This is a genomic window from Pseudobutyrivibrio sp. UC1225 (assembly GCF_900115215.1).
In the GTDB taxonomy this organism is placed as follows: Bacteria; Bacillota; Clostridia; order Lachnospirales; family Lachnospiraceae; genus Pseudobutyrivibrio.
The window spans coordinates 316,028-342,420 of the sequence record NZ_FOVQ01000001.1 but is presented as its reverse complement, the minus strand read 5'-3'; the positions used below and the strand labels follow the sequence as shown (position 1 = coordinate 342,420).

The 26,393-nt window shown below is 39.6% G+C and carries 27 protein-coding genes; all 27 read left to right on the top strand.

Annotated elements, in window-relative coordinates; all coding sequences use genetic code 11:
• Positions 1-30: 30 nt before the first annotated feature.
• Positions 31-2,100 (top strand): type I DNA topoisomerase, encoded by a 2,070-nt coding sequence (topA, locus tag BMZ41_RS01695; RefSeq protein ID WP_090526538.1) that lies wholly within the window; start codon positions 31-33, stop codon positions 2,098-2,100.
• Between the two features lie 151 nt (positions 2,101-2,251).
• Positions 2,252-3,028, top strand: a complete 777-nt coding sequence (gene codY / locus BMZ41_RS01690; RefSeq protein WP_090162189.1) for a GTP-sensing pleiotropic transcriptional regulator CodY — start codon at positions 2,252-2,254, stop codon at positions 3,026-3,028.
• 278 nt (positions 3,029-3,306) lie between these two features.
• The gene (gene flgB / locus BMZ41_RS01685) at positions 3,307-3,705 is read left to right on the top strand and encodes a flagellar basal body rod protein FlgB (protein ID WP_090166224.1); all 399 of its coding nucleotides are present in this window, start codon (positions 3,307-3,309) and stop codon (positions 3,703-3,705) included.
• A 22-nt stretch (positions 3,706-3,727) separates the two neighbouring features.
• Positions 3,728-4,183 (top strand): flagellar basal body rod protein FlgC, encoded by a 456-nt coding sequence (gene flgC / locus BMZ41_RS01680; RefSeq protein WP_090526536.1) that lies wholly within the window; start codon positions 3,728-3,730, stop codon positions 4,181-4,183.
• Positions 4,184-4,212: 29 nt separating this feature from the next.
• Complete coding sequence (fliE, locus tag BMZ41_RS01675) at positions 4,213-4,518, top strand: flagellar hook-basal body complex protein FliE (RefSeq protein WP_242941999.1); 306 nt, start codon at positions 4,213-4,215, stop codon at positions 4,516-4,518.
• A gap of 178 nt (positions 4,519-4,696) precedes the next feature.
• On the top strand, positions 4,697-6,310 hold the full coding sequence (locus tag BMZ41_RS01670) for a flagellar M-ring protein FliF C-terminal domain-containing protein (protein WP_090526532.1): 1,614 nt from the start codon (positions 4,697-4,699) through the stop codon (positions 6,308-6,310).
• A 4-nt stretch (positions 6,311-6,314) separates the two neighbouring features.
• Positions 6,315-7,322: a flagellar motor switch protein FliG gene (gene fliG / locus BMZ41_RS01665; RefSeq protein ID WP_028246924.1), complete on the top strand. Its 1,008-nt coding sequence runs from the start codon at positions 6,315-6,317 to the stop codon at positions 7,320-7,322.
• On the top strand, positions 7,306-8,214 hold the full coding sequence (locus BMZ41_RS01660) for a FliH/SctL family protein (RefSeq protein WP_090166231.1): 909 nt from the start codon (positions 7,306-7,308) through the stop codon (positions 8,212-8,214). Before fliG ends, BMZ41_RS01660 begins: the two co-directional genes overlap by 17 nt.
• Positions 8,215-8,240: 26 nt before the next feature.
• The gene (fliI, locus tag BMZ41_RS01655; protein ID WP_090526805.1) at positions 8,241-9,533 is read left to right on the top strand and encodes a flagellar protein export ATPase FliI; all 1,293 of its coding nucleotides are present in this window, start codon (positions 8,241-8,243) and stop codon (positions 9,531-9,533) included.
• A gap of 11 nt (positions 9,534-9,544) precedes the next feature.
• Positions 9,545-10,000, top strand: a complete 456-nt coding sequence (gene fliJ, locus BMZ41_RS01650; RefSeq protein WP_090166233.1) for a flagellar export protein FliJ — start codon at positions 9,545-9,547, stop codon at positions 9,998-10,000.
• Between the two features lie 3 nt (positions 10,001-10,003).
• Positions 10,004-10,897, top strand: a complete 894-nt coding sequence (locus BMZ41_RS01645) for a MotE family protein (protein WP_090526530.1) — start codon at positions 10,004-10,006, stop codon at positions 10,895-10,897.
• A 57-nt stretch (positions 10,898-10,954) separates the two neighbouring features.
• Positions 10,955-12,430: a flagellar hook-length control protein FliK gene (locus BMZ41_RS01640; RefSeq protein WP_090526528.1), complete on the top strand. Its 1,476-nt coding sequence runs from the start codon at positions 10,955-10,957 to the stop codon at positions 12,428-12,430.
• Between the two features lie 31 nt (positions 12,431-12,461).
• Positions 12,462-13,325 carry a flagellar hook assembly protein FlgD gene (locus BMZ41_RS01635; protein ID WP_090166240.1) on the top strand — a complete coding sequence of 288 codons (864 nt, stop codon included), beginning with the start codon at positions 12,462-12,464 and terminating at the stop codon, positions 13,323-13,325.
• A 14-nt stretch (positions 13,326-13,339) separates the two neighbouring features.
• The gene (locus BMZ41_RS01630; RefSeq protein ID WP_090166242.1) at positions 13,340-13,741 is read left to right on the top strand and encodes a TIGR02530 family flagellar biosynthesis protein; all 402 of its coding nucleotides are present in this window, start codon (positions 13,340-13,342) and stop codon (positions 13,739-13,741) included.
• A gap of 92 nt (positions 13,742-13,833) precedes the next feature.
• Positions 13,834-15,654 (top strand): flagellar hook protein FlgE, encoded by a 1,821-nt coding sequence (locus BMZ41_RS01625; RefSeq protein ID WP_090526527.1) that lies wholly within the window; start codon positions 13,834-13,836, stop codon positions 15,652-15,654.
• A gap of 270 nt (positions 15,655-15,924) precedes the next feature.
• Positions 15,925-16,722 carry a motility protein A gene (locus BMZ41_RS01620; protein WP_090166246.1) on the top strand — a complete coding sequence of 266 codons (798 nt, stop codon included), beginning with the start codon at positions 15,925-15,927 and terminating at the stop codon, positions 16,720-16,722.
• The gene (locus BMZ41_RS01615) at positions 16,722-17,708 is read left to right on the top strand and encodes an OmpA/MotB family protein (protein WP_090526525.1); all 987 of its coding nucleotides are present in this window, start codon (positions 16,722-16,724) and stop codon (positions 17,706-17,708) included. The genes BMZ41_RS01620 and BMZ41_RS01615 overlap by 1 nt, the downstream gene beginning before the upstream one ends.
• Positions 17,709-17,722: 14 nt before the next feature.
• Positions 17,723-18,247 carry a flagellar basal body-associated FliL family protein gene (locus BMZ41_RS01610; protein WP_072914400.1) on the top strand — a complete coding sequence of 175 codons (525 nt, stop codon included), beginning with the start codon at positions 17,723-17,725 and terminating at the stop codon, positions 18,245-18,247.
• A gap of 41 nt (positions 18,248-18,288) precedes the next feature.
• Positions 18,289-19,266 (top strand): flagellar motor switch protein FliM, encoded by a 978-nt coding sequence (fliM, locus tag BMZ41_RS01605; RefSeq protein ID WP_090166250.1) that lies wholly within the window; start codon positions 18,289-18,291, stop codon positions 19,264-19,266.
• 3 nt (positions 19,267-19,269) lie between these two features.
• The gene (fliY, locus tag BMZ41_RS01600; RefSeq protein ID WP_090166252.1) at positions 19,270-20,454 is read left to right on the top strand and encodes a flagellar motor switch phosphatase FliY; all 1,185 of its coding nucleotides are present in this window, start codon (positions 19,270-19,272) and stop codon (positions 20,452-20,454) included.
• Between the two features lie 24 nt (positions 20,455-20,478).
• Positions 20,479-20,841: a response regulator gene (locus BMZ41_RS01595; protein ID WP_015549898.1), complete on the top strand. Its 363-nt coding sequence runs from the start codon at positions 20,479-20,481 to the stop codon at positions 20,839-20,841.
• Positions 20,842-20,843: 2 nt separating this feature from the next.
• The gene (locus BMZ41_RS01590) at positions 20,844-21,206 is read left to right on the top strand and encodes a flagellar biosynthetic protein FliO (protein ID WP_090166254.1); all 363 of its coding nucleotides are present in this window, start codon (positions 20,844-20,846) and stop codon (positions 21,204-21,206) included.
• A 22-nt stretch (positions 21,207-21,228) separates the two neighbouring features.
• Positions 21,229-22,089 carry a flagellar type III secretion system pore protein FliP gene (gene fliP / locus BMZ41_RS01585; protein ID WP_090166256.1) on the top strand — a complete coding sequence of 287 codons (861 nt, stop codon included), beginning with the start codon at positions 21,229-21,231 and terminating at the stop codon, positions 22,087-22,089.
• Between the two features lie 41 nt (positions 22,090-22,130).
• The gene (fliQ, locus tag BMZ41_RS01580) at positions 22,131-22,400 is read left to right on the top strand and encodes a flagellar biosynthesis protein FliQ (protein ID WP_090166258.1); all 270 of its coding nucleotides are present in this window, start codon (positions 22,131-22,133) and stop codon (positions 22,398-22,400) included.
• Between the two features lie 6 nt (positions 22,401-22,406).
• Positions 22,407-23,186, top strand: a complete 780-nt coding sequence (locus BMZ41_RS01575; protein WP_090166260.1) for a flagellar biosynthetic protein FliR — start codon at positions 22,407-22,409, stop codon at positions 23,184-23,186.
• On the top strand, positions 23,186-24,316 hold the full coding sequence (gene flhB, locus BMZ41_RS01570; protein WP_090526522.1) for a flagellar biosynthesis protein FlhB: 1,131 nt from the start codon (positions 23,186-23,188) through the stop codon (positions 24,314-24,316). Before BMZ41_RS01575 ends, flhB begins: the two co-directional genes overlap by 1 nt.
• 26 nt (positions 24,317-24,342) lie before the next feature.
• Positions 24,343-26,391, top strand: coding sequence for a flagellar biosynthesis protein FlhA (gene flhA, locus BMZ41_RS01565; protein ID WP_090166264.1), 2,049 nt, complete (start codon positions 24,343-24,345; stop codon positions 26,389-26,391).
• Positions 26,392-26,393: the final 2 nt, after the last annotated feature.

Sequence of the window (26,393 nt, the reverse complement as noted above, 5' to 3'; positions counted from 1 at the left end):
GCGAAACTAGAATATGGAGATGGAGTTTCTATGGCAAAAAATCTGGTTATCGTAGAGTCGCCAGCAAAGGTGCATACCATTAAGAAGTTTTTAGGAAGCAATTATGAGGTAATGGCTTCTCAGGGACATGTTAGGGATATGCCAAAGTCTCAGCTGGGATTTGATCCTGAAAATGATTTTGAACCTAAATATATAACTATTAGAGGAAAGGGCGAGTTACTTGCAGCGCTTCGTAAGGAAGTGAAGAAGGCAGACAAAATCTTTCTCGCAACTGATCCCGACCGTGAGGGAGAAGCTATTTCTTGGCATCTTACTCACGCACTTAATTTACAGGACAAAAAGGTATATCGTATTACCTTTAATGAAATTACAAAAACTGCTGTCAAAAATTCACTTAAGAATCCACGTGAAATTGATATGGATTTAGTTGATGCGCAGCAGGCACGTCGCATGCTTGACAGAATGGTTGGATATGAGATTTCCCCCCTTCTTTGGGCAAAGGTTAAGAGAGGCCTTTCAGCAGGACGTGTTCAGTCTGTTGCACTTAGAATTATTTGTGACAGAGAAAAAGAAATTGAACAATTTATTCCTCAGGAATATTACACACTTGATGTGCTTTTAGATACAGCAGGTGCAAAGAAGCCTATCGTTGCCAAGTATTATGGCGATAAGACAGGTAAGAAGGATATCTCTGATAAGGAAAGTCTTGATAAGATTATGGCAGAGCTTAAGGGCGCTGATTTCAAGATTGCTTCTATCAAGAGAGGTACTCGTGAGAAGAAGGCACCACTTCCTTTCACAACATCTACTATGCAACAGGAAGCCTCAAAGGCTTTGAATTTCTCAATTCAGAAGACTATGAGTGTTGCCCAGCAGCTCTATGAAGGTGTCAGTGTTAAGGGACATGGTACAGTGGGTCTTATTACATACTTACGTACAGATTCTACACGTGTTTCTGATGAAGCTAAGGCAGCTGCAGAAGATTTCATTTCTGCAAACTACGGAGATAAGTATTTATCTGAGACAGCAGGAAGCTCAAAGAAGAACACAGGTAAGGTTCAGGATGCGCATGAAGCTATTCGTCCTGCAAATATCGAACTTATTCCATCTGAGATTAAGGACAGCCTTACACGCGATCAATATAGATTGTACCAGCTTGTATGGAAGCGTTTTGTAGCCAGCCAGATGGCAAACGCTCTTTATGATACAGTATCACTTAGCGTTTCAGCTAAGGACCAAGTGTTTACAGCATCTGAATCATCAATCAACTTTGATGGTTTTATGATGATTTATACAGCTGCGGATGATGAAGAAGATTCTAAGACTCATCCACTTGCAAAGCTTACAGAGGATACAAAGCTTTCCTTTAACAGCTTTGAGGAGAAGCAGCATTTTACCCAGCCATCGCCACATTTTACTGAGGCATCATTGGTTAAAACTTTAGAGGAGCTTGGAATTGGAAGACCTAGTACATATTCGCCTACAATTACCACTCTTTTAAAGAGACATTATATTACAAAGGAAGCTAAGAACCTTTTCGTTACAGAGCTTGGTGAGGTAGTTAACTCTATCATGGTTGATTCCTTCCCAATTATTGTTGACGACAAGTTCACTGCTAATTTAGAGCTTCTTTTGGACGGCGTTGAAGAGGGCACAGTTGAATGGAAGTCAGTTGTCAGAAATTTCTATCCAGATTTGGAGAAGGCAGTTAAGATTGCCGAGGAAGAGTTGGCAAAGGTTGAAATTCACGACGAGGTTACTGATGTTATCTGCGAGGAATGCGGAAGAAACATGGTAATCAAGTTTGGACCTCACGGAAAGTTCCTGGCATGTCCTGGTTTCCCTGAGTGTCGAAATACAAAGCCATTTTTGGAGAAGATTGGAGTTCCTTGTCCAAAATGCGGCGGAGATGTTGTAATTAGAAAATCTCAAAAGGGCAGAAAGTTCTTTGGCTGTGCTAATCACCCAGAGTGTGATTTTATCAGCTGGTCAAAGCCAACAACTGTTAAATGTCCAAAGTGTGGCACTTATATGGTAGAGAAGGGCAATAAGCTTGTTTGTGGCAACGATGAGTGTAGATTTGTCCAGAGTCAAAATTAATATTTGAATAGTTAAAATATTCTGAAATTAATTGAAATTTAATGCATTCAGTGCTATAATTTGAACAATTCAGATTTGACTTTAGAAGTCAGGGGAAACAGATGCTTATGAAAGGTTTGCATTTTGTTTTATTTAGGAGGAATATATTTAAATGAGTGTACAGTTATTAGACAAGACTAGAAAGATTGGAAAGCTTCTTCATAACAACAATTCTTCAAAGGTTGTTTTTAATGATATCTGTTCTGTATTGACAGAGATTCTTGATTCTTCTGTACTTGTTATTTCTAAGAAGGGTAAGGTTCTTGGTCTATCTCACCTTCCAAACACAACAGAAATCGGTGAGCTTATTGTTGATGAAGTTGGTGGTTTCATTGATCCACTTTTAAATGAGAGATTACTTTCTATTCTTTCAACTAAGGAAAATGTAAATCTTAAAACTCTTGGCTTTGAAAAGTCTGATATTGATATGTATTCTGCAATTATCGCTCCTATTGATATTGCTGGAGAGCGTCTTGGAACACTTTTCGTTTACAGATTCGACAAGCAGTACGATATCGACGATATCATTCTTACAGAGTATGGTACAACAGTAGTTGGTCTTGAGATGATGCGTTCGGTTAACGAAGAGTCAGCTGAGGAGAATCGTAAGCTCCAGGTAGTTAAGAGTGCTATTTCAACACTTTCTTACTCAGAGCTTGAAGCAATCATTCACATCTTTGATGAATTAGATGGTAACGAAGGGGTGTTGGTTGCATCAAAAATTGCCGATAGAGTAGGTATAACAAGATCAGTTATCGTTAATGCTCTTCGTAAGTTTGAGTCAGCAGGTGTTATCGAGTCTCGTTCATCAGGTATGAAGGGTACATACATTAAGGTTCTCAACGATGTAGTATTTGATGAGCTTGAGGAAATCAAGAAAAACAAATAATAAATAATTCATTAGCTTCATATAAAATGGATTTGTGTTTTAAAAGGACTTAGAGATATCTTTAAGTCCTTTTTTGTATATTTAGTTATATTACACAACTTTTACACAATAATGTATTATCATAAATAATATTCTAATAACTAGAGTTACAAACTTGATAATTACACTACTAATTGTGCTTAATATTGACGATATACACAATATAGTGTAAAAGGTGTTTGAAATTTCAGAAAACTTTCAATATAATGAAGTTAAAGTAATCTAGGAGGTGTGTAGGTATGATTATGTCAGATGCTTTTTCTTACGTAAATGCGCTTGATTGTGCTGCCGACGCTAGCTGGCGTAGACAGACTCTTATCCTGAATAATTTAGCTAACGAAGATACTCCTGGATATAAGAGAAAAGATATAGAATTTGCAAGTGTCTTGAAAAAGGAATTGTTGGGAACCCATGAAAGGACTCTGGACAGAGCTGTTAATAAGCTTGATGATAATGGCAACCATGTTGACGGCTTTGAGTACACTGATTATGAGAACTTCTCTTACAGACTGGATGGAAATAATGTAGATCCAGACACTGAGAATGTTGAGCTTGCATCAGAAACACTTCGCTATCAGGCGTACACCACAAGCATATCAAACGAATTCGAAAGATTTTCAATTGTTTGTAACAAGTAGTATGTTTGATTAGGAGGTGCCTATGGGATTATTTCAACCTTTTGATATCTGTGCTACAGGAATGACTGCTCAGCGATTTCGTATGGATATTATTGCTGAGAATATTGCAAATGTAAGTACGACAAGAACTGAGAATGGCGGTCCTTACAGAAGAAAAATAGTTACCTTCAAAGAGAAGGAGTATCATGCTGGAATTCCAAATTTTAGGAATATCTTAAATGAAAAGACCATGCACTATTATGGCAATGGCGTAAAGGTTAGCAAGGTATCTGAAGACACTGAAACAGATTTTATTATGGAATACGACCCATCTCATCCAGACGCAGATGAGAATGGTTATGTTAGATACCCTAATGTTAATACAGTTACAGAGATGACAAATCTTATTGATGCAAGCCGTTCCTATGAAGCAAATGTAACAGCTTTTAATGCTATTAAATCTATGGCAGGATATGGAATTCAGATTGGTCAGCGATAATTGATTGTAGTAGATAACGGGGGATGCATATGGATATTTCTTCACTTCAGAGTTTATATGGTGGCACACCTGTTAAGGACACAAGAACGCCTAAGGTGGACGCCACAACTGGTTTCCAGAGTATGCTGGATTCAGTTATGAATTTATTAGAGGATACAAATTCTCTGCAAAAGCAGGTAAATAAAGCGCAGGTGGCATTTCAGCTAGGAGAAACTGATAACACCCACGATTTAATGATTGCAGAAAAGAAGGCAAACACTGCATTGCAGTACACTGTAGCTGTTAGAGATCGAATCTTAGAATCTTATCAGCAAATTATGCAGATGCAAGTATAGCATGCTTTTTTTAACAGCTTGCCTGTTATAAAAAAGTATGCTCAAGAAGTGCCCCATTCGCGGAGCGAATTATAATGGCACTTTTTCCTTGGAAGAACAGGTGCTTTAGCACCGAGAGATTATTATGGTAATTTTGGAGAATGGTATTTTGGTTGCATATATGTAGGGGAGAGAGTCTATGCCAGAACAAATTCAGGCTATTCTTAATCGATTTCTTGAGTGGTGGAGAAAGTTTACGAAACGGCAGCAGGTATTGATTATTTCAATCACTGCTGTTGTTATTGTGTCTTTTGCTATTTTAGCCTTTGTTATCACAAGGCCTACCATGATGCAGCTGGTAGTATGCGAGGATGGTAAACAGGCCGCCGCTGTTAAAGAACTACTGGAGAACGAAAAGATTAACTATGAGACATCTCCAGATGGTTTTACCTTCTATATTGACGAGAAGGATGAAGGTCGTGCTAACGTTCTTCTTGGTTCCAATGAAATCCCGACATCTAAATATTCTGTAGATAATGTTTTTGACGGTGGCTTTTCAGCCACTGAAGCAGACAAACAGAAGAAATATAAAAAGTATCTAGAAGAGCAGTTCGCAACAGATCTTGAAGCTTTTGAGATGATTGATAAGGCAAGGGTTACTCTAAATATTCCTGAGGATGATGGTACCCTTATAGCACAAAATCAGCCTGGATGGTCTTCTGTAATTCTTACCTTAAATTCGCCTATTACAGATGAAACAATTGAAGGTTTAGCCAGACATTTGGCTACAAACCTAGCTAATGAAACAACCGATAACATCACAATCATGGATACAGAAGGAAATCTATTGTATCCAAATGCAAAAGCTGGTACAGCAGGGGCATCTGCTTCTGCTAATCAGGATGCCAGAGATAAAGCCAGAGAAGAGATTGTAAAACGTGTTCAGACTGTTCTTGAAGGAACAAACCTTTACGATGCTGTTTCTGTTGGTGTTAATCTTTCAATGAGCTTTGATGAAAACAGCTACGTTCATTATGACTATTCAGTTGATGAAGGTCGTACCGAGGGTTATCTTGATTGGGAAAAGGGCTCCAGCTCCAGCTCAACAGGCGGTAGTGGTGGTGTTCCAGGAACAGATTCAAACGATGATGATACTACCTACGTAATCGAGGATGAAAATGTATCATCTGCTTCCACAGAAGATTTTGAGAAGGATTATCTTCCAGATGAGAAGATAACCACTCATAAGGACGAAATCGGAAAGCAAAGCTTAGAGGATTCTTCTATTTCAGTTACCTGTAAGAAATTTGCTATCTACAATGAAGACAAGATGGAGAAGGATGGAACCCTTGAAGAAGCAGGGCAGACCTTTGACGAATTTGTAAAAGCAAATTCAAATCCTGTTCAACAGGAGGTTTCAGATGACATCGTAGAGGTAGTAGCAAGAACAACAGGTTTCCCTACTGCTAACGTTAAGGTTGTGGCATACGAGATTCCAATGTTCCAGTACTCTGAAGGTCCACCTATTTCGGTTTCAGACATTGTTCAGATTGTTCTTGCACTTCTCATCTTCGCAATGCTCGGCTTTGTTGTATTTAGAAGTCTTAAGACTGAAGAAGAGGAGCCTGTGGAACAGGAGCTTACAATTGATGATCTTATTGCTTCTACTGCTCAGGAAGAGGAAGAGGAGCTTGAAGATATTGGATACACAGAGAAATCTGAAGCCCGCATACTTATTGAAAAGTTTGTGGATGAGAAACCGGAGGCTGTTGCTCAGCTTCTGAGAAATTGGCTAAACGAGGATTGGGGATAAGGTTATGGCAACTGAAGACATGAATGGCGTTCAAAAAGCCGCTATACTTTTAATCGCCCTAGGACCAGAGAAATCAGCTCAGATATTTAAGCATCTCAAGGAAGAGGAAATCGAGGAACTTACACTGGAGATTGCCAATACGAGAAGTATTTCTCCTGCGCTCAAGGAAGAGGTTATCGAAGAATTTTATCAGGTATGTCTTGCTCAGCAGTACATCGCAGAAGGTGGTATTGGTTACGCTAAGGAGCTTCTTGAGAAGGCTCTTGGTGATGACCGTGCTCAGGATGTCATTACAAAGCTGACAGCATCATTGCAGGTTCGTCCTTTCGAGTTTATTCGAAAGACAGAGCCTTCTCAGGTGCTGAACTTCATACAGGAGGAGCATCCACAGACAATTGCGATGATTTTGTCTTATCTGTCTGCTGGCCAGGCATCACTTATCATTGGAGCGTTGCCACCAGAAAAGCAGGCTGATGTTGCCAAGCGTATTGCGCTTATGGATAGAACCAGCCCAGAGGTTATAAAAGAGGTCGAGAGAGTTCTCGAGAGAAAGCTTTCATCTCTTATCAATCAGGATTACACTATCGCCGGCGGCGTAGATGCGGTAGTTAATATCCTTAATACAGTTGACCGTGGTACTGAAAAACGTATCATGGAGTCTCTTGAAATTGAAGAGCCAGAGCTTGCTGAGGAAATCAGAAAGAAGATGTTCGTATTCGAGGATATCCTTCTTTTGGACGACAGAGCTATTCAGCGTGTTCTTAGAGACGTTGACAACTCAGATCTTGGCGTTGCACTTAAGGGAGCTAATGATGAGGTTCAGGCCGCAATCTTTAAGAATTTGTCTTCTCGTCTTGCAGCTATGATTAAGGAAGACATGGAATTCATGGGTCCTGTTCGTATGAAGGATGTTGAAGAAGCTCAGCAGAAGATAGTAGGTATTATCAGAAAGCTTGAGGATTCTGCAGAGATCGTAATTTCTAGAGGAGGCGGAGATGAGCTCATTGTCTAGTAACAATGTCATCTATGGGTTTCTTGTGAAACCAAATGAACCAGACGAAGAAACTGGCGAAACAGGTGAACTCGTAATCGATTCCAATGCTTTGGCAAAGGAGCTTATTCTTAAGCAGGAAAAGGCATACAAAGCCAGGCTTTTAGAAGAAGAGCGTGAGCGTCGTTTAGAAGCCATGCGTGAATCAGGCGCTGAAATTCCTGAGGGAGTAGATCCAGATGAATTCTTAGGCTTGGCTGACTCTATCATGCAGGAAGAGGAAGAAGAGCCTGAGGATTTTGGCCCTGCCAGAGAAGAGATTATAGCAGCAGCTCAGGAAGAGGCTCAGAGAATTATAGAGGATGCAAATGCGCAGGCCGAGGAGATTTTAAATGCTGCTCAGCTTAATGCTGATGCTATGCGAAATCTTGCTCGCCAGGATGGAGAAAAAGAGGGCTATAACGAAGGTACACAAAGGGCAGCCCTTGAACTTCAGGAATCACAGAATAATATGCAGGCAGAAATTCAGCGTATTGAAAATGATTATATGCAAAAGCAAATTGATATGTCACATGAAATCGTTGAAATGTGTCTGCCTGTGTTTGAGCATGTATTTGCTGCAGAGCTTTCAGGCAAAAAGGATGTGTTATATCATCTTTTAGACCACTGCATTATGAAAATTGAGCGCACAGGCCAGATGCAAATCAAGGTTAGTGATGCAAATGCAGAATTTTTAAAGGGAAAGAAGGAAGAAATTCAAGGTAAAGTTGGAACTGAAGTGGGACTCGATATAATTGCAGACCCACTTTTGAATGATAGTCAGTGTATTATTGAGACAGATGGCGGTATTTTTGATTGTAGCATTGATACAGAGTTAGATAATCTTATCAGGGAAATTAGAGCCCTAAGCTAGGAGGCACAGTGGACCAGGGATTATTGATGCAGCTGACAGAGAAGGATTACTTTAAATCTCTTGGGAAGGTTGTAAAGGTTGTAGGACTTACAATTGAATCAGTGGGACCAGAGGCTAAGCTTCGCGATTTGTGTGAAATAATCGTGGAGGGCTCTGATCAGCGTATTAAAGCAGAGGTTGTCGGATTCAAAGACAAACGTCTGCTTTTGATGCCTTATGAGAACGTGGAAGGTATAGGCGTTGGATGCATGGTTGAAAACACTGGACATCCCCTTGGTGTTAATGTTGGAGACCAGCTTCTTGGACATCTTGTAGATGGCCTTGGTGTTCCTTCGGATGTGGATGATCTTACAGATTTTGAGAACCTTATAGAGTATCCAGCCGAAGCTGACCCTCCAGATCCTATGGCAAGAGTCATAATCAAAGAGCCATTGTCCCTTGGTGTGAAGGCTGTAGATGGTCTTATTACTGTTGGTAAGGGCCAGAGAATTGGAATTTTTGCAGGCTCAGGTGTAGGTAAATCTACCTTAATGGGTATGTTTGCCAGAAATACAAAGGCTCAGATTAACGTTATTGCTCTTATTGGAGAGCGTGGACGTGAGGTTCGTGAATTCGTAGAAAACGACTTAGGTCCAGAAGGTATGGCAAGATCTGTTGTGGTTTGTGCTACTTCAGATAAACCTGCTCTTATTAGAAAAAAGGCAGCCCTTACAGCAACTGCAATAGCTGAATACTTTAGAGACCAGGGCAAAGATGTACTTCTCATGATGGATTCACTTACCCGTTTTTCGATGGCGCAGCGTGAGATAGGATTGGCATCGGGCGAGCCTCCAGTAACAAGAGGATATCCGCCATCAGTATATTCTGAGATGCCACGTCTTTTGGAGCGCGCAGGTAATTCTGCAGTAGGTTCCATCACAGGTCTTTATACTGTCCTTGTAGATGGTGATGATTTCAATGAGCCTATCACTGATACAGCCAGATCTATTTTAGATGGTCACATAGTTCTTAATAGAAAGTTGGCACAAAAAAATCATTATCCTGCTATTGATGTATTGCAGTCCATTTCCAGAGTTATGTCAGCAGTGGCAACACCAGAGCATAAGGCTATTGCAGGCAAGCTGAAAAATGTCCTTGCAACCTATCAGGAAGCAGAGGATTTGATAAATATTGGAGCTTATAAAAATGGCTCAAACAAAGCGATTGATTACGCTATCAAGAAGATTGATGCAGTAAATGAGTTCTTACTTCAGGCTACCCATGATAAGTTTGATTATGACGAGATTATTGGGCAGATGACAGCAATCTTCGATGATTAGAGGTGGTTCTAATGGCAAAATTTGTTTATCGAATGCAAAATATTCTTGAATTAAAACAGAAGATAGAGGAGCAGGAGAAGGCAAATTTTGGTATGGCTACAGCGCGTTTTAATCAGGAACAGGATAAGCTTAGAAAGTTAATGATTAAGCAGGCAGATTATGAAAGACAGCTAAAGGAATTGTCTGTAGGAAATATCGATATAAAAGCCATCAAAACCTGTAAAAGCGCTATTACATCCATGAAGGTAGCGCTTCGAGATCAAATGATCGAGGTTTCTAAGGCGCAAAAGGCAATGGAAAATGCCAGAAAAAAGCTTAATGCAGTTATGATGGAACGAAAAATGCATGAGAAGCTTAGAGAACATGCCTTTGAAGAATTTTTAGATGAGTTAGACCGTGAGGAAAGTAAAATCACGGATGAGTTGGTTAGTTACACGTATTTTAACACAGAAAAAGAGGATGAGTAAGTTATGGCAGATGAAGCACAGGCACCTGAAGAGGTAGCAGCACCAGCACCTGATACTGGTAACGAAAAGGCTGACAAGAAGGCCGAAAAAGAGGCAAAAAAAGAAGCGAAAAAGGCCGAGAAGGAACGCCGTAAAGAAGCCAAAAAGAATGGTGAAGTATTGCCAGAGGATGAGGAACGTCTAGGAATAGGCGGCGGAATCATCATGGCTTTTGTTGTGTTGCTTATCATTATGATTTGGCTGGTTATTTTTGCCTTTTTAGTAAAGATGGATGTTGGTGGATTTGGCTCATCAATTCTATTTCCAGTGCTGAAGGATGTGCCTTATGTTAATCAGATTTTACCAGGTATCGAGGAATATTTGCCTCAGGAGGAAGAAGATAATCCTTATTCACAGTATGATACTGTGGAGAAGGCAATAGAGCGCATAAAAGAGCTTGAAACAGAGATTGAAGAACTAAAAACCAAGGGTAATGAAAATAGTGATTATATAACAGAATTAGAAGCTGCCTCGGCGGAATTGGCAGAGTATAAAGCTAACGAAGCAGCTTTTGAAGAATTAAAAGAAAAATTCTATGAAGAGGTTGTTTTTTCGGATAATGCACCCGATATAAATGAATATAAGACGTATTATGAATCCATCGAGCCAGATAACGCTGCAGCTATCTATAAGCAGGTTGTTTCACAGCTCCAGACAGACCAGGAAATCGAAGATTACGTTAAGACTTACACAAGCATGAAGGCAAAAAATGCAGCGGCAATCTTTGATGAAATGAGTGATGATTACGACTTGGTATGTGAAATCCTTCAGGCTATGGATGCAAGTACCCGTTCTAGTATTCTTTCAGCAATGGATGCAAAAAATGCAGCAATACTTACAAAGATGATGGAGCCTTAATCCTAACAATACGTTTTATAGCAACTTGAAAACAGAATATGTGAAAGGAGGGGTTACATGACAAGTAGCAATGTTTCCAATTTGCTGGTTCAGGTAAGTCAGATTGATGTTTCTGTAACATCAGACAAAGCATCGGCTAACGTTGATGCAGGCTTATTTGAAAAGACATTGAAGGGCGTTGCTAACAAAGTCCAAAGTGTAAACTCAGACGTGAATTCTGCACTTCCTGAGAAACAGCCAGATAAAAAGACTGTTTCGGTAGACAGTTCTACAACAAATAAGAAGTCTGTTCAACAGGAAGAAAAACCACTGCCGGAAAAATCAGAGGTAGCAGAAAAAATTGAGGCGGTAGTAGAGGAAGTCAAGGAAATAATAGAAGACCAACTCGATGTGACCGAGGAAGACATCGAGAAGGCAATGGAAAACCTAGGGCTAACCTTTATTGATCTTCTTAATCCACAGAGTCTTGCACAGCTTGTATCAGAACTTACTGGGGAGACGGAGTCAATTACTCTCGTATTAAGTGATGATTTTGCTGAGATTTTGGACAAAGCAACAGATCTTTCAAACCAGCTATTTGAAGAAACGAATAATTCCTTTATTCAGCTTAAAGAACTGGTTTCACAGAACGATTCAACCTTAATCCAGGCGGAGGAAACGATAGAAATAGCTTCTGATGTTGAAGTGCCTGAAGTATCGGATCAGGATAAGGTGATAGATGTGAAGGATACTACTACAGATGATAAACAACCTGTAATTCAGCTTGTACAGGAAGACGTAAAACCTGTTGAAAAACAGGAAGCTCCTGTTGTTGAAGAAGCAACTGCTACAGTAGAGACAGAAAAGGTATTTAAACCTGTAGAAGAAAACACTAATGAGAAGGATAACCAGTCTCAGGGTGAAGAAAAGGAAGAGATGACTCAGAGCACTTTTAAGATGCCTGAGAAAACACACAACGAATCTCACATTGTAAGAGAAGATGGAATTCTTCCACCACAGCAGAACAATCAACTACAGTTTATAGCTGAAGACACAGCGGTTTCACTTCCAACAGGTGAAACAGTAAAGGCAGAAGATATTGTTAGTCAGTTGGTTGAACAGGCGAAGGTAATGACAGATTCAGAATCTACCACCATGGAGATGACCTTGAATCCTGAAGGATTAGGAAAAATTTACCTGGAGGTTACACAGAAGGGTAGCGAAATTACAGCAAAGATTTTTACCGAAAATGACGCTGTAAAGGCAGCTCTTGAAAGTCAGATGGCAGCTCTTAGAACAGAAATGAATCAAAGCTCGACAAAGGTTACTTCTATTGAGGTTTCCGTAGGAACTCATGAGTTCGAAAGAAATCTTGATGAGAATGGACGAGAAGGTTCAAATAATCAGGAGCAGAATTCAGGAAATTCCTCAAGAAGAAATAGCAGAATTGACTTAAATAATCTCGATGAATTAACAGGATTAATGACAGAGGAGGATATTCTGATAGCTCAGATGATGAAGGATAATGGTGGTACCTTAGATTTCATGGCCTAAAAATGGCCGACCCATTGAAAGGAGATATTTGATGGCAGATTCATTATTAGTTGGTGCCGTAAAAAATGGTGAATATACCAAAACACAGGCATCACAGGATGCTGCAAAGGCCAATCAAACTGTTTCTACTTCAAAAACTGAGGAAAAACGTGACACTGGATACAACAAAGATATGTTTTTACAGCTTCTTGTAGCTGAAATGCAGTATCAGGATCCATTACAGCCAAGCGATAATAGTCAGTATGTTGCGCAGCTTGCTTCATTTACTCAGGTAGAAGCAATGCAGTCGCTTCAGCAGAACATGGAGACTATCCAGAGTAACAGTATTGTTGGAAAGATTGTAGCACTTAATATTGATGGACAGGAAGTAACCGGAAAGGTTGATTTTGTTCAAAAGGATGACAAAAAAGGAATGATGCTTTCCGTTGACGGCAAGCTTTATGAAATGTCCAAAATGATATCTGTAGTTGATACAGATTATTACAACGCAAAATACATTGCAAAGCTTCTTACAGATGCAATCAAAAAGCTTCCTGAAGCAGCACAGGTTACTGTTAGGGATGGTGAGGTTATCGGTGAAGCAGCTAGCATTTACAATGCTATGGACGAATATGATCGTAGCTTCGTAGATGAAAAGCTCTTAAAGAAGTATAATGAAGTGCTAGCACAGTATACAAAGCTTATGCAGGCAGATAGTGAAGCTGAAAAGGCTGCAAAGGAAGAGGAGCCTGAGGAAGAAGAAAAGGTTGAGGCAGTTGAAAAAACTGAGGATACTGTAGAACAGGCTGAGGCAGTAGCTGAGAAATCAGCAGATACAACTATTAAGACTGAAGAGACAGACAGCAGCTCAGAAGAGACAGAAGAACTTGATGTAAGCGATGCAACAGAGGTTTAGTTTAGGAGGCATATATGAGTAATTTAAATATTAATCCAAATTTTACCTCCATCGAGAAGGTAGCTGGAACCTATCTCAATCCAGCAGCCGAGTCCAGGCCACTTGGTAATTTAAACGGCGCAAGCTTTGAGGATATTTTTAAGCAGAAGCTTCAAAGTGCATCTGAATTAAAGTTTTCAAAGCATGCAGCACAAAGGCTTGATGACAGAAATATTGAGCTCACGGAGGAGCAATCCCACAGACTGGAAGAAGGAGTCATGAAGGCTTCTGAAAAAGGGATTACTGATTCTCTAGTGTTAGTTGATACTTTAGCTTTTATAGTTAACGTACCAAATCAAACCGTAGTTACGGCTATGGACCAGACTGAATCAGATGAGAACATTTTTACAAATATTGATGGTGCTGTTATAGTTTAGCTGGACCTTATGGAAGCTAAGTCGTGGACTGACAGAAGCGACAAACAGACACCCTCAATTGTTCGTGTATTAGTTGAGGAGGTCATTTAGTTATGATGAGATCACTTTTCTCTGGTGTAGCAGGTCTTAAGACACACCAGACCAAGATGGACGTTATCGGTAATAATATCGCTAACGTTAACACTGTTGCATTCAAATCTTCTGCAACAACTTTCTCTGATATCATGTATCAAACTACACAACAGGCATCCGGTGCAACAGCAACCCGTGGTGGTACTAACGCTAAGCAGATAGGTCTTGGTGTTACTAATGGTGCCACAAAGGTTTCTATTACATCTGCAGGTGCAGCACAGTCTACAGGTGATGCTCTTGATATCAGACTTACAGATGCTAATTCAACAAACTTCTTTATCGTTAACAACGGTTCCCAGAACTTATTTACAAGAGCGGGTTCCTTCTACATTGATGGAAATGGTAACCTTGCTATGACTACAACTGGATACCTTGTAATGGGATGGCAGGTAGACCCTGACGACCCTTCAAACATTATTAAAGATACAGTTTCGGCTCTTAGAGTTATGAGAACTGAAAACCTTACATCTGCACCAGAGGCAACAACTGCCGCAAATTTCGCAGGTGTAATTGATAAGAATGACAGCCAGTTTGAAAGTACTGGTGGTTATGTAAGAACCTTTACACTTTATGATAATCTTGGTTATGCATATACTGCCAAGTTTTCTATTAAGAAAGTTGATGGCACAATGGGTAGATACACTATTGAGCTTACAAATGTTCTGGATCAAGACAACCATGATGTATTAGCTGATTATATTAGCAACGGTGGTAAACTTGAAGACATTTTTGGTACAAATGGTATCACCACAAAAGAATACAATTTCTCATCTGCTGTTAAATGGGATGACAATGTAACTAATGTAGATGGTACTTCTACAGGTGGATATGTATTTACAGATTCAAGTGTTTCTCCTGCTGTAAAATATTTAATTGATAAGAATAGTGAGAATCCTCCTTCATTTGTATTAAAGGAACTGGATTCAGACGGTAACCTTACTGGTACATCACTAGCCTATGATGCAAGTAAGCATGGATTCCCATATACAAACGCTGAAGGTGATGAAGTTGTTATTACTTTAACTCAACTTTTGGGTGTCCCTACAAGTGATTTGACAGATATTAAAGACGGCGGTGTTGATTTAAACGGTTTTGATCCTTCTACCAAGGCAACTACTTCTCCAGCTATCAAGGTTAGCTTCAATACAGTTAACTATGGTATTCAGTTTGATACACAGGAAGGTACACTGCTTTCGGTAGGTAATGATGGCGGAACAAAATTAATGTTTAATGCACATTTACTTGGACCTAATAGAAGTGATGAAGATCCAATTAATGAGGAACTTCAGAACAATGCCATGTCTGACATTGAAATCGAATTTGCAAGTCTTTTGAACTACGATAACAAGGGTACATCTACCGTTGTTGCAAATCGTGGTATTCCTGATGGTTCTTCAATGAGAGGCGAAGGTAAGAAGCTTGGTACAATGACAGGTCTTTCTGTTCAGAATGATGGTAAGATTTTCGGTTCCTACAGTAATGGTAATACAGTTCTTTTAGGACAGATTGCAGTAGCACAGTTCGCTAATGCATCAGGTCTTGAGGAGAAGGGCGACAACTGTTACGATACAACCCTTAACTCAGGTGAGTTCGATGGTATTGGTATCGATATTTCAGCTGATGGTTCCTCTATGAATACTGGACAGCTGGAAATGGCCAATGTAGACCTTTCAAGTGAGTTTACAGACATGATTACTACACAACGTGGTTTCCAGGCAAATTCACGTATTATCACTGTATCAGATACCATGCTTGAAGAGTTAATCAACCTTAAGAGATAATTTATAGACATATTTTGGAAGAGAGGGCAATAGCCCTCTCTTTCTAAATTTTTTATAAAAATCTGAAAAATTTGTGAATATTCTATATTTAGTGGTTTGGACATAAAAATTACACAATAATATGCGACCATTTTCATAAGAAAAGTAGACAATAATGTACAAATCTAGTAAAATAATCACAAAAGTGTATACCGAGTAATTCTATACAGATTTTTCTGGATTTTCGCATTAGAGGCTAGTTTCTAATATCATTTACAAGGTGGTGAGAGTTTGGATATAGCTTCACTTATCGGCTTAGGACTTGGTGTCGTAATGGTTATTTTCGGTATCGTTTCATCAGGTGGTGTAGCCGCAATGGCAAATTTCATAGACGTTCCATCAGTAATCATTACTATCGGTGGGTCTTTGTCTGCATGTATCACCTGTAATAAGATGCCGGACTTCATTGCTGGTCTTAAGGGTATTGGTATAGCTATAAAAGAACCTCCTGTTGGAAACGCGGCAGACACTATAGGTAACATTATAAACTTGGCTAATATTTCTCGTAAAGAGGGTATTCTTGCTCTTGAGGAGGCGGCTCACAGCATTGAGGATGAGTTCTTAAAAAAAGGAATCAACCTTGTAGTTGATGGTACTGATCCAGAACTTGTTAGAGCTATTCTTGAAACTGATATGAGCTGTCTTGAAGACAGACACAAAAAGGTTATTGCTTTCTATGGTAAATGGGGTGAGATGGGACCTGCCTGGGGAATGATTGGAACCCTTGTTGGTCTTGTAAATATGCTACAGAACCTTTCAGATGCATCCACCATCGGACCTAATATGGCGGTTGCTTTGCTTACAACATTATACGGTTCACTGATTGCCAATTGGTACACTGGTCCAGTTGGAACAAAACTAGGTGTTGATAATGCACTTGAAATTATGATGAAGTCAATAACCGTGGAAGGTCTTCTTTCAATTCAGGCCGGTGAAAACCCACGTGTTATAGAAGAAAAACTTAAATCATTCCTTCCACCTTCTGCTAGAGAAGGCATCGGCAGCGGCGATGGAGGAGGTGAGGGCTAATGGCAAAGAAGCAAAAGCAAGAAGAAGCTCCTGCTGGGTCTCCTGCCTGGATGGCCACTTTCTCCGACTTAATGAATCTGCTACTTTGTTTCTTCGTTTTGCTTTTCTCTATGAGTAGTACTGATACAGCAAAATTCGAGGAAGTAATAGCAAGTATTCAGTCCAGCTTTAGTATTTTCTCTTCCGGTGGTAGTTCCATTGGAGAAGGGCATATGATTTCATCTGGTATTAGCCAGTTGGAAATGTTTGATGATTATTTCAAAAGTGTAACTGATGGCGAGGATGATGATTACGAGCATCAGGGAGCCTCTGATCAGAAAGTAGAAGGCGAACAATCAGAAGATGGGGCAAACACTGAAAACGGTTCCCAGACAGAACAAGGACAAAACCCTGGAGATACTTCAAGTCAGGAACAAAATGTTTCAGAAAATGAGGCCGAAGCTAAGGATATGTCCGTTGCTCAGGCAAAGAAGGCGTTAGAAAAGGCTGGTGTATCTGAAAGCGAACAAATCGCTGAGGAGATTGAAGAACAGCTCAGACTACATGGTCTTCAGGACCAGGTCGAAGTAGATTTTAATGCCGAGTATGTAATGATTACCATCAATGGTGCATTACTTTTTAACTCAGGTAAAGCTGTCCTTACTGAGGACGCAAATGCAATTATAGATAATTTGTCAAAGATTTTGGCTGATTATACAGATAACATTATAGAGGTTGAGGGTCATACGGATAATGTTCCGATGCACTCAGGAACTTACGAGAACAATGATGTTCTTTCAATGTACAGAGCGTTATATGTTGCTGACAGGATTAGATCAAAGACAAACATTAATCCTGCACATATAAAATCCGCTGGTCGTGGTGAATATGTTCCGATAGCAGATAACAGCACTGCTGAAGGAAGAGCAAGGAACAGAAGAGTAGAAATTAAGATATTTAATAAATATTCATCAGATTTTGGAGCAGACTCCATTGTGAATGAGTAGAAAGGGGACCGAGCATGAAAAAGAATTTGATTACGGTAGTTATTCTTGCTCTTGTTGTGGTAAATCTTGTTCTTACTGCGGTTCTTACAATTACAATTATTCCAGAGACCCAAAAGGCAAATGAACTTATTACAAAGGTGTGCTCAGCAATTGATCTTGATTTGGTGGCTGGCGATACAGCTGGTTCCTTAGCTATCAATGTTGAGAACATGGTTGATTATCCTGTTAATTCGGGTTCTACCCAGACTATTAACCTTAAGGATGATGGCGACGGTGAAGCTCATTATGCTGTGCTTGCTGTTTCTCTTTCAATGGATAATCAAAATGAGGATTATGCTAAGTTTGCTGCAGATGGTACATTGACACCATATGACAATATCCTGAATGATACGATTAAGACTGTAGTTGCTGGACATACAATAGATGAAATGAGAAATAATGAAGAGGGTGTAAAAGAGGAAATCCTCGAAGCCATCCAGTCATTGTTTAAGTCATCCTTCATAGTAAGAGTAAACTTCTCAAGTGCTACTTACCAATAGCACTGATGAAAAATTTTCGGGATGAATGGTGGTGAGAAAGCTTGGGTGACGTTCTTTCACAAAACGAAATAGATAATCTGCTTCACGCGTTGACAAGTGGTGAGCTTGATGCTGAAGAGATTAAAAACAACAAAGAAAAGCCTGTAAAGAACTATGATTTTGCCAGACCATCAAAGTTCTCAAAAGAGCATCTTCGTACAATGGAGATTATCTTCGAACATTATGGTCGATTGCTTTCTACTAATCTGCCAATCTTCTTACGAAAGAATATACAGATTGAGGTTATGAACTCCGAAGCAGTTACCTACATGGAGTTTTCAAATTCTCTATCAAACCCGGTTCTTTTAGGTGTAGTTGATTTTTCTCCGTTGGAGGGAAATATTATCGTAGAAATGGCATCCAATCTTGGATTTGCCATGGTAGACAGAATGTTAGGAGGAGTAGGAGAGCCTCTTGATAAAGTAAGAGATTTCTCTGAGATAGAGCTTTTGCTCATTGAAAGAATTATGACCTCCTGCATAGAGCTCTTAAGAGAGCCTTGGGAGAACGTTTTGGATGTTCACCCAAGACTTGAGCGAATTGAGACAAACTCACAGTTTGCTCAGATTATATCGCCGTCAGAAATGATAGCGATTGTCACCTTGAATATCAAGATAGGTGATGTGGAAGGCCTTATGAATATTTGTCTTCCATTTATTACTTTAGAGCCAGTTATGGACAAATTGAACACAAAGTTCTGGTATAGTAGTCAAAAGGAGAAAACGGGAACCAGTTTTTCAGACTCTGTTGAAGCTCTTATTAGTAAGGCAAAGATACCTGTAAAAGCCGTACTTGGCAACAGTGTTATTACAGTAGCTGATTTCTCTCAACTCCAGGTAGGCGATATAGTAAAGCTAGATACAAAGGTTGACGAAGAACTGGATGTTTTTGTGGGCGACATTAGGAAATTCGCTGCCCTTCCAGGTGCTTCAGGAAAAGAATACGCAGTAAGAGTAACACAAATCATAAGAGAGGAGTAGCGAATGGGCGACGGTGTATTATCACAGGATGAGATTAATGCACTACTTAGTGGTGGCATTCCCGATGCTGCGCCAGCAGATGATGGTGGCGGAGGATCCGGCGGAGGAGCTGGAGAACTCTCAAGTGAGGAGATTGATACTATTGGCGAGGTTGCCAATATCAGCATGGGTAGTGCAGCAACATCATTGTTTGCACTTGTAAATATTAAAGTAGAGATTTCTACTCCTGTTGTTACAGAAACAAACTGGGATGAGTTAGCTTCCCAATATACGGACAAATGTGTAGTTGTTCGTATTGGATATACAAAAGGTATTGACGGTAGTAACGTTCTTGTTTTAAAAGAAAACGATGTTAAGGTTATTACCGATTTGATGATGGGTGGTGACGGAACCAACACCGATGGTGAAATTACCGAGCTTCATCTGTCAGCGATATCAGAAGCCATGAACCAGATGATGGGTGCGTCAGCGACCTCCCTTTCATCTATGCTTGGTATGATGGTTGATATTTCCCCACCAACAGCAACCCTTACAGATTTGACTGCTATTAGTGGTGGTGAGATAGATTCTTTCCTTGAGAGCAATTTCGTTAGAATTGCTTTCAAGATGGAAATTGGAGATTTAGTTGATTCAGAAATGATGCAGCTGTATCCAATTTCTCTAGCAAAAGAAATGTGTAATGCGGTGCAGAACACAATGGAGAATGATTCCAAGTCTACAGTGGACAGTGGAGTTGCTCCAGAACCAGCACCAGCTGCAGCACCTCCTCCTGAGGCTGCTCCACAAGCAGCGGCGCCTCCTCCACAGGCGGCAGCGCCACCTCCTCAGATGGATCCAAATATGATGGCTGGCCAGCAAATGCCACCATACATGTATATGCCGCAGCCAACAATCAATGTTCAGCCTGCGCAGTTCACACCATTTGGACCAGGTTTTTCTGCACAGTTTGCTCAGGAAAACATCGATTTGATTTTAGATGTACCACTTGATGTTACTGTTGAATTAGGTCGAACCAATAAGACAATCCAAGATATTTTGGATTTTGCTCCTGGTACTATCATCGAGCTAAATAAAATAGCTGGTGAACCAATAGATGTACTTGTTAATGGCAAGTACGTGGCCAAAGGTGAAGTAGTAGTAATTGAAGAATCCTTTGGAGTACGTATTACAGAAATCATCAAAGAATAAATACATATTTAAGGAGATGAAGACATGGCAAAAAACATTTTAATCTGTGACGATGCTGCTTTCATGAGAATGATGATCAAGGACATTCTCACAAAGAATGGCTACAATGTAGTCGGCGAAGCTGAGAACGGCAAGATTGCTGTTGATAAGTATGCCGAGCTTACACCAGACCTTGTTCTTCTGGATATCACAATGCCAGAGATGGACGGTATCGGTGCGTTAAAGGCCATCAAGGAGAAGGATCCAAACGCTTGCGTTATCATGTGTTCTGCTATGGGTCAGCAGGCCATGGTTATCGAGGCTATCCAGTCTGGTGCAAAAGACTTTATCGTTAAGCCATTCCAGGCAGAGAGAGTTCTCGAAGCTGTTAAGAAGGTAATTGGATAATTATGCTTTTTCTTTCTTCTGCTGGTGAGAGTTTCTTTCAGTTAATATTTATATTAATTGTATTTGTTGGTGTTCTTGCCGTTACTTTCTATGTAACCAAATGGATTGCCGGCTATCAGAAGACTCAGGGCTTCAACAAAAACCTTGAAATTGTTGAAGTTTTAAAAATCTCCAGCAATAAATATGTTCAAATTATAAGAGCCGGTCAGGATCGATATTTCTTGATTGCTGTAGGCAAGGATGAGGTTGTTCCTCTTGGGGAAATATCATCCGACCAGCTTAAAGAAATCGAAGAGGGAGAAATGAAGGCTATAACGCCCGTCGATTTCAAAAGCGTATTGGACAAATTCTCAAAGAAGAAATAACATCGTTGGGGCAGTTTATGTTATGGATAAAATCAAAAAGGTGTATTTAGTCTTCAGTATTATTTTTGCAACTGTAGTTGTTTGCTATACCCTTATTTCTACTGGGATTACAGTTCATGCAACAGAATATGACGGAACCCAGTATGGGGCTGCAAATGGGACTTACGGTGCAACTGAAAACGCACCAAATGCGTCGGATGAAGTTGTTGGCGAAAGGAATGGTTTTACATTAACGTTCAATGGCGAGGATGGAAATTTTTCTTCCACCCTTAGGATGTTATTGGTTTTAACAATCCTTACTCTATCGCCATCAATTCTCATAATGTTAACTTCCTTTACCAGATGCGTCATTGTTCTACACTTTGTGCGTGCTGCTATTGGAACTAACACAGCGCCTCCAAATCAGGTATTGATTGGTTTGGCGTTGTTTTTAACATTATTCATTATGTCTCCAGTATTGACTCAAATCAAAACCGAGGCGATTGACCCATTTGATGCAGGGGAGATTACTCAGCAGGAAGCAATTGATGCAGCTATAACTCCTGTTAGAGAATTTATGTATCCTCAAATTCAAACTAAGGATTTAAATCTGTTCTGTGATATAGCTGGTATCACATACGAAGATAACAAGTATGAGGATGTTCCTTTTACAGTTATCGTGCCGGCGTTTATATTATCAGAGCTTAGGACAGCCTTTATTATAGGCTTTATGATTTACATTCCATTTATTGTTATTGATATGGTAGTAGCATCAGTACTTATGTCAATGGGTATGATGATGCTTCCACCTACTACGATTTCACTACCGTTTAAGATATTGTTATTCGTATTGGTAGATGGTTGGGATCTTGTTATTGGTGGATTGGTGAAGACTTTCTATTAACACTTTACCTATTCACCCGGGGGCTTTAGGAGAGGGTAGTTATGACTGAAGGACAGGTATTAGATATCATTAGAGATGCGGTTTATATGCTTCTGATTACATCTCTACCACTTTTGCTGGTATCCCTTACTATAGGTTTGATTATCAGTATTTTTCAAACAGTCACATCTATTCAGGAGCAGACTCTTACCTTTATTCCAAAGATTGTAGGGGTTTTTGCGGCTCTTCTATTTTTCGGTCCATGGATGCTAACAGTGTTAACGGAATATATCACTGAATTGTGGGCAAATTTTAGTATTTATCTGGGCTAGAAATGAATGTTTAGTATACATTTTACATTAGAAAACTTTGAATATTTCTTGTTGATACTTACACGCATATCCATGTTCGTAGTAGTAGCACCCTTTTTTAGCATCAGCAATACACCTGCAAGGGTGAAGGTCGGCTTTGCGGCACTTGTTTCCCTTCTTTTGTATTTTGTGGTTGATTTTAGTGCGCTTAACTATTCTACAGTAGTTGGATATGCTTTTTTAGTTACGAAGGAAGCCTTGACTGGTTTGATAATTGGGTTTTCAACATATTGCTGCAACTTCATTATTCTTTTGGCTGGAAATATGATTGATATGAATATAGGTCTTTCAATGGCCCAGGAATACGACCCAACACTTCGTACTGAATCCAGTGTTACTGGTTCTTTGTACAACAATTTCCTTATGATTCTTCTGATTCTATCAGGGATGCATAGATATATTTTTAAAACCTTTTGTGATGCTTTTACATTGATTCCAATTGGGGGAACTATTTTTAAGTGGGATTCACTATTTGTATCTACTTTGAAGTTTATGGGAGATGTTTTTGTTATTGCCTTTAGAATCATCCTTCCAGTTTTTGCGGTAATAATGATATTGAATACCATTCTTGGAATTATGGTAAAAGTGGCACCACAGATTCATATGTTCTCTGTTGGTGCTCAACTAAAAATTATTGTAGGATTTACGGTTTTATTTTTGACGATTTTCCTTTTACCTGATGTTGCGGCCTTTATTTTCAAGGAAATGAAAACAATGCTTACTTTATACATTCAGGGGTTGCATTAATGACAGAGACGAAAGAACTTCTTTTTCCCTATGATTTGCAGTTCTTTGCAGATGGAGAGGGTGGAGAGAAAACTGAACAGCCTACCAGTAAGAAGCTTTCCGATGCTAGAAACGAAGGCAAGGTTGCCAAAAGTAAGGAGATGGTAAATGGAATAGCGCTTCTTGGATTTTTCTTTGCTCTAAGTGTTTTCCTGGGTTTTGCAGGCGTTCGCTTTGAAGAGATTTTTGCGTGGATTTATTCCATTATTCCTGATGTTGTTTCTTATAACGGAAGCGGTCTTACGGTACATACCATAACCGGTATTTTTAGAATTCTTCTTGTGAAAATGCTTATAATCCTGCTCCCATTCTTTATTATTGGTTTCATAACAGGATTTGTAACCAATCTGATACAGGTAGGATGGAAGCTTACTTTGAAGCCACTACAGCCTAAGCTTAGCAAATTCAATCCAGTCAGTGGTTTTAAACGTATTTTTTCAAAGGATTCTATTATGAATCTTTTGATGGCACTGGCAAAGATATTCTTGGTTTGTTATATAGCATATATTTCTATTCGCGATCAGGCTGGTAATTTATTCATTCTTTATGATATAGGGCTTAATGCAGCCCTCAGTTTGATATTTAAGTTAATTTGTGAAATAGGAATAAAAATCAGTATCGTATATATAATCCTGGGCCTTATTGATTACGCTTATCAAAAGTGGAAATTTACTAATGATATGAAGATGACCAAGCAAGAGGTAAAGGATGAATACAAGAATACTGAAGGAGATCCTAAGATTAAAGGAAAACAACGTCAGAAGATGATGGAGACATCTCAGCGCAGAATGATGAAAAATGTTCCGCAGGCTGATGTTGTTATTACAAACCCTACCCATATTGCAGTAGCAATTTTATATGACAATACCAAGGATGAAGCTCCTAGGGTTATAGCAAAGGGTGAGGATTATCTTGCGAAGAAGATTAAGGACACTGCCGCAGAAAACGGTGTTCCAATTGTTGAAAACAAGCCGTTGGCACGAGCTTTATATGCAACGGTTGATATTGATCAGACTATCCCACCGGAGCTTTATCAGGCTGTAGCCGAGATTTTGGCTGTGGTATACACAGAAAGAAATAAAGTTGTTTAAAATCTAAAGAAAGGGGGAGATGAGTAATGGACATAGCTGCATCTGTAAAGAAAACTGATGTTGGAATAGCCTTGTATTTGCTTGCCGCAGTTGCCTTCTTTATTATTCCAATTCCAAATTTTTTACTGGATATAATGATTGCTTTCAATATATCCATTGCTCTTATTGTCCTTATGAACGTTTTGTTTGTGCAGGAAGTTCTGGACATGTCCTTCTTCCCAACCTTATTACTTTTTACCACTATTTTTAGAATTTCTCTAAACGTTTCTTCGACAAAGCTTATTCTTTCAAGTGGTGACCCAGGAAACGTTGTAAGAACCTTTGGTACATTCGTTGGTGGTAATAATCTTATTATTGGTGGAATTATTTTCCTTATTCTGATTATCATTCAGTTTATGGTAATCAATAAAGGTTCTGAGCGTGTAGCTGAGGTTTCAGCACGATTCACACTGGATGCTATGCCTGGTAAACAGATGGCCATTGACGCGGATTTGAATACCGGAGCTATTGATGATCAGGAAGCAAAACGAAGAAGAGATAAGATTCAGGAAGAATCAGCATTCTTCGGAGCTATGGACGGTGCTACCAAGTACGTTAAAGGAGATGCCACTGCAGGTCTTATTATTACAGTTGTTAATATGGCTGGTGGTACTGCTCTTGGAATGATTAATCAGGGCTTGCCATTTGCTGAGGCAATTCAGCAGTTTGGTATCCTTACAATAGGTGATGGCCTGGTTTCTCAGATTCCTTCACTGCTTATTTCGTTATCAACAGGTATCCTTGTAACAAAGGGCTCAAAGGCAGCAGATTTCTCAGGTACTTTGGTTAAGCAGCTCTTTGGTTTACCAAAGGTTTTGTATATTGTTGCAGCTTCAATGGCAGTTTTGGCATTCACACCTCTTAATACTGTTTTATTCCTAGGTTTTGCTGCAGCTTTTGGTGTTTCTGGATATTCAATGTCAAAGACTCTTGGCGAGGAAGAGATAGAACAGGAGGTAGCTGCAGAGGAAACAGAAGCAGAGGAAATTCGAAAGCCGGAAAATGTTGTTTCGCTGTTGCAGGTTGATCCGATTGAGCTGGAGTTTGGTTATGGAATCATCCCTCTTGCAGACGTTAATCAGGGAGGAGATTTGCTGGATCGAGTCGTTATGATTCGCCGTCAGATAGCCTTGGAACTTGGTACTGTTGTTCCGATCATTCGACTTCGAGATAACATTCAGCTGAACCCTAATCAATATATTATAAAGATAAAGGGAATTCAGGTTACAGAAGGCGAGATACTATTTGACCATTACATGGCCATGAATCCAGGCTATGTTGAGGAAGAAATCACTGGTATTCCTACCTTTGAACCATCCTTCCATCTCCCGGCTATCTGGATTACAGAGAGTCAGCGTGAGAGGGCAGAATCCTTAGGTTACACAGTTGTAGATCCTCCTTCAATAATTGCTACACACCTTACTGAGATTATTAGAAGCCATATTGCCGAGCTTCTTACAAGACAGGATGTTCAGAATCTTGTGGACAATCTCAAGGAATCAAATCCTGTTATTGTTGATGAGCTTATACCTAAGCTCCTTGGATTGGGAGATGTACAGAAGGTATTACAGAATCTGTTATCAGAGGGTATTTCTATTAGAGATTTGCTTTCTATTTTTGAAGTACTGGCTGATCATGCTACAACAACTCATGACACTGATGTTTTGACAGAGTATGTTCGTCAGGGCTTGAAGAGAGCTATTTCAGGCAGATATTTTGCACCTAATGAAGTTACGCAGGTTATCACGGTTGATCCGAAGGTGGAACAGGATATTATGGCATCTATTAAACAGACTGAACAGGGTGCATATCTGACATTAGACCCAGAGAGAATAAAAGCAATTATAGCTTCTCTTGAGGATGAGATTAAAAAGATTGAGGACATGGGAAGAACACCTATTGTCGTTACATCTCCTATCGTAAGAATGTACTTCAAGAGCATGACTCAGGACTATATAAAAGATTTAATTGTTGTTTCCTATAATGAGATTGATTCTAATGTAGAACTTTCATCGGTGGGAATGGTTACAGGGTGAAT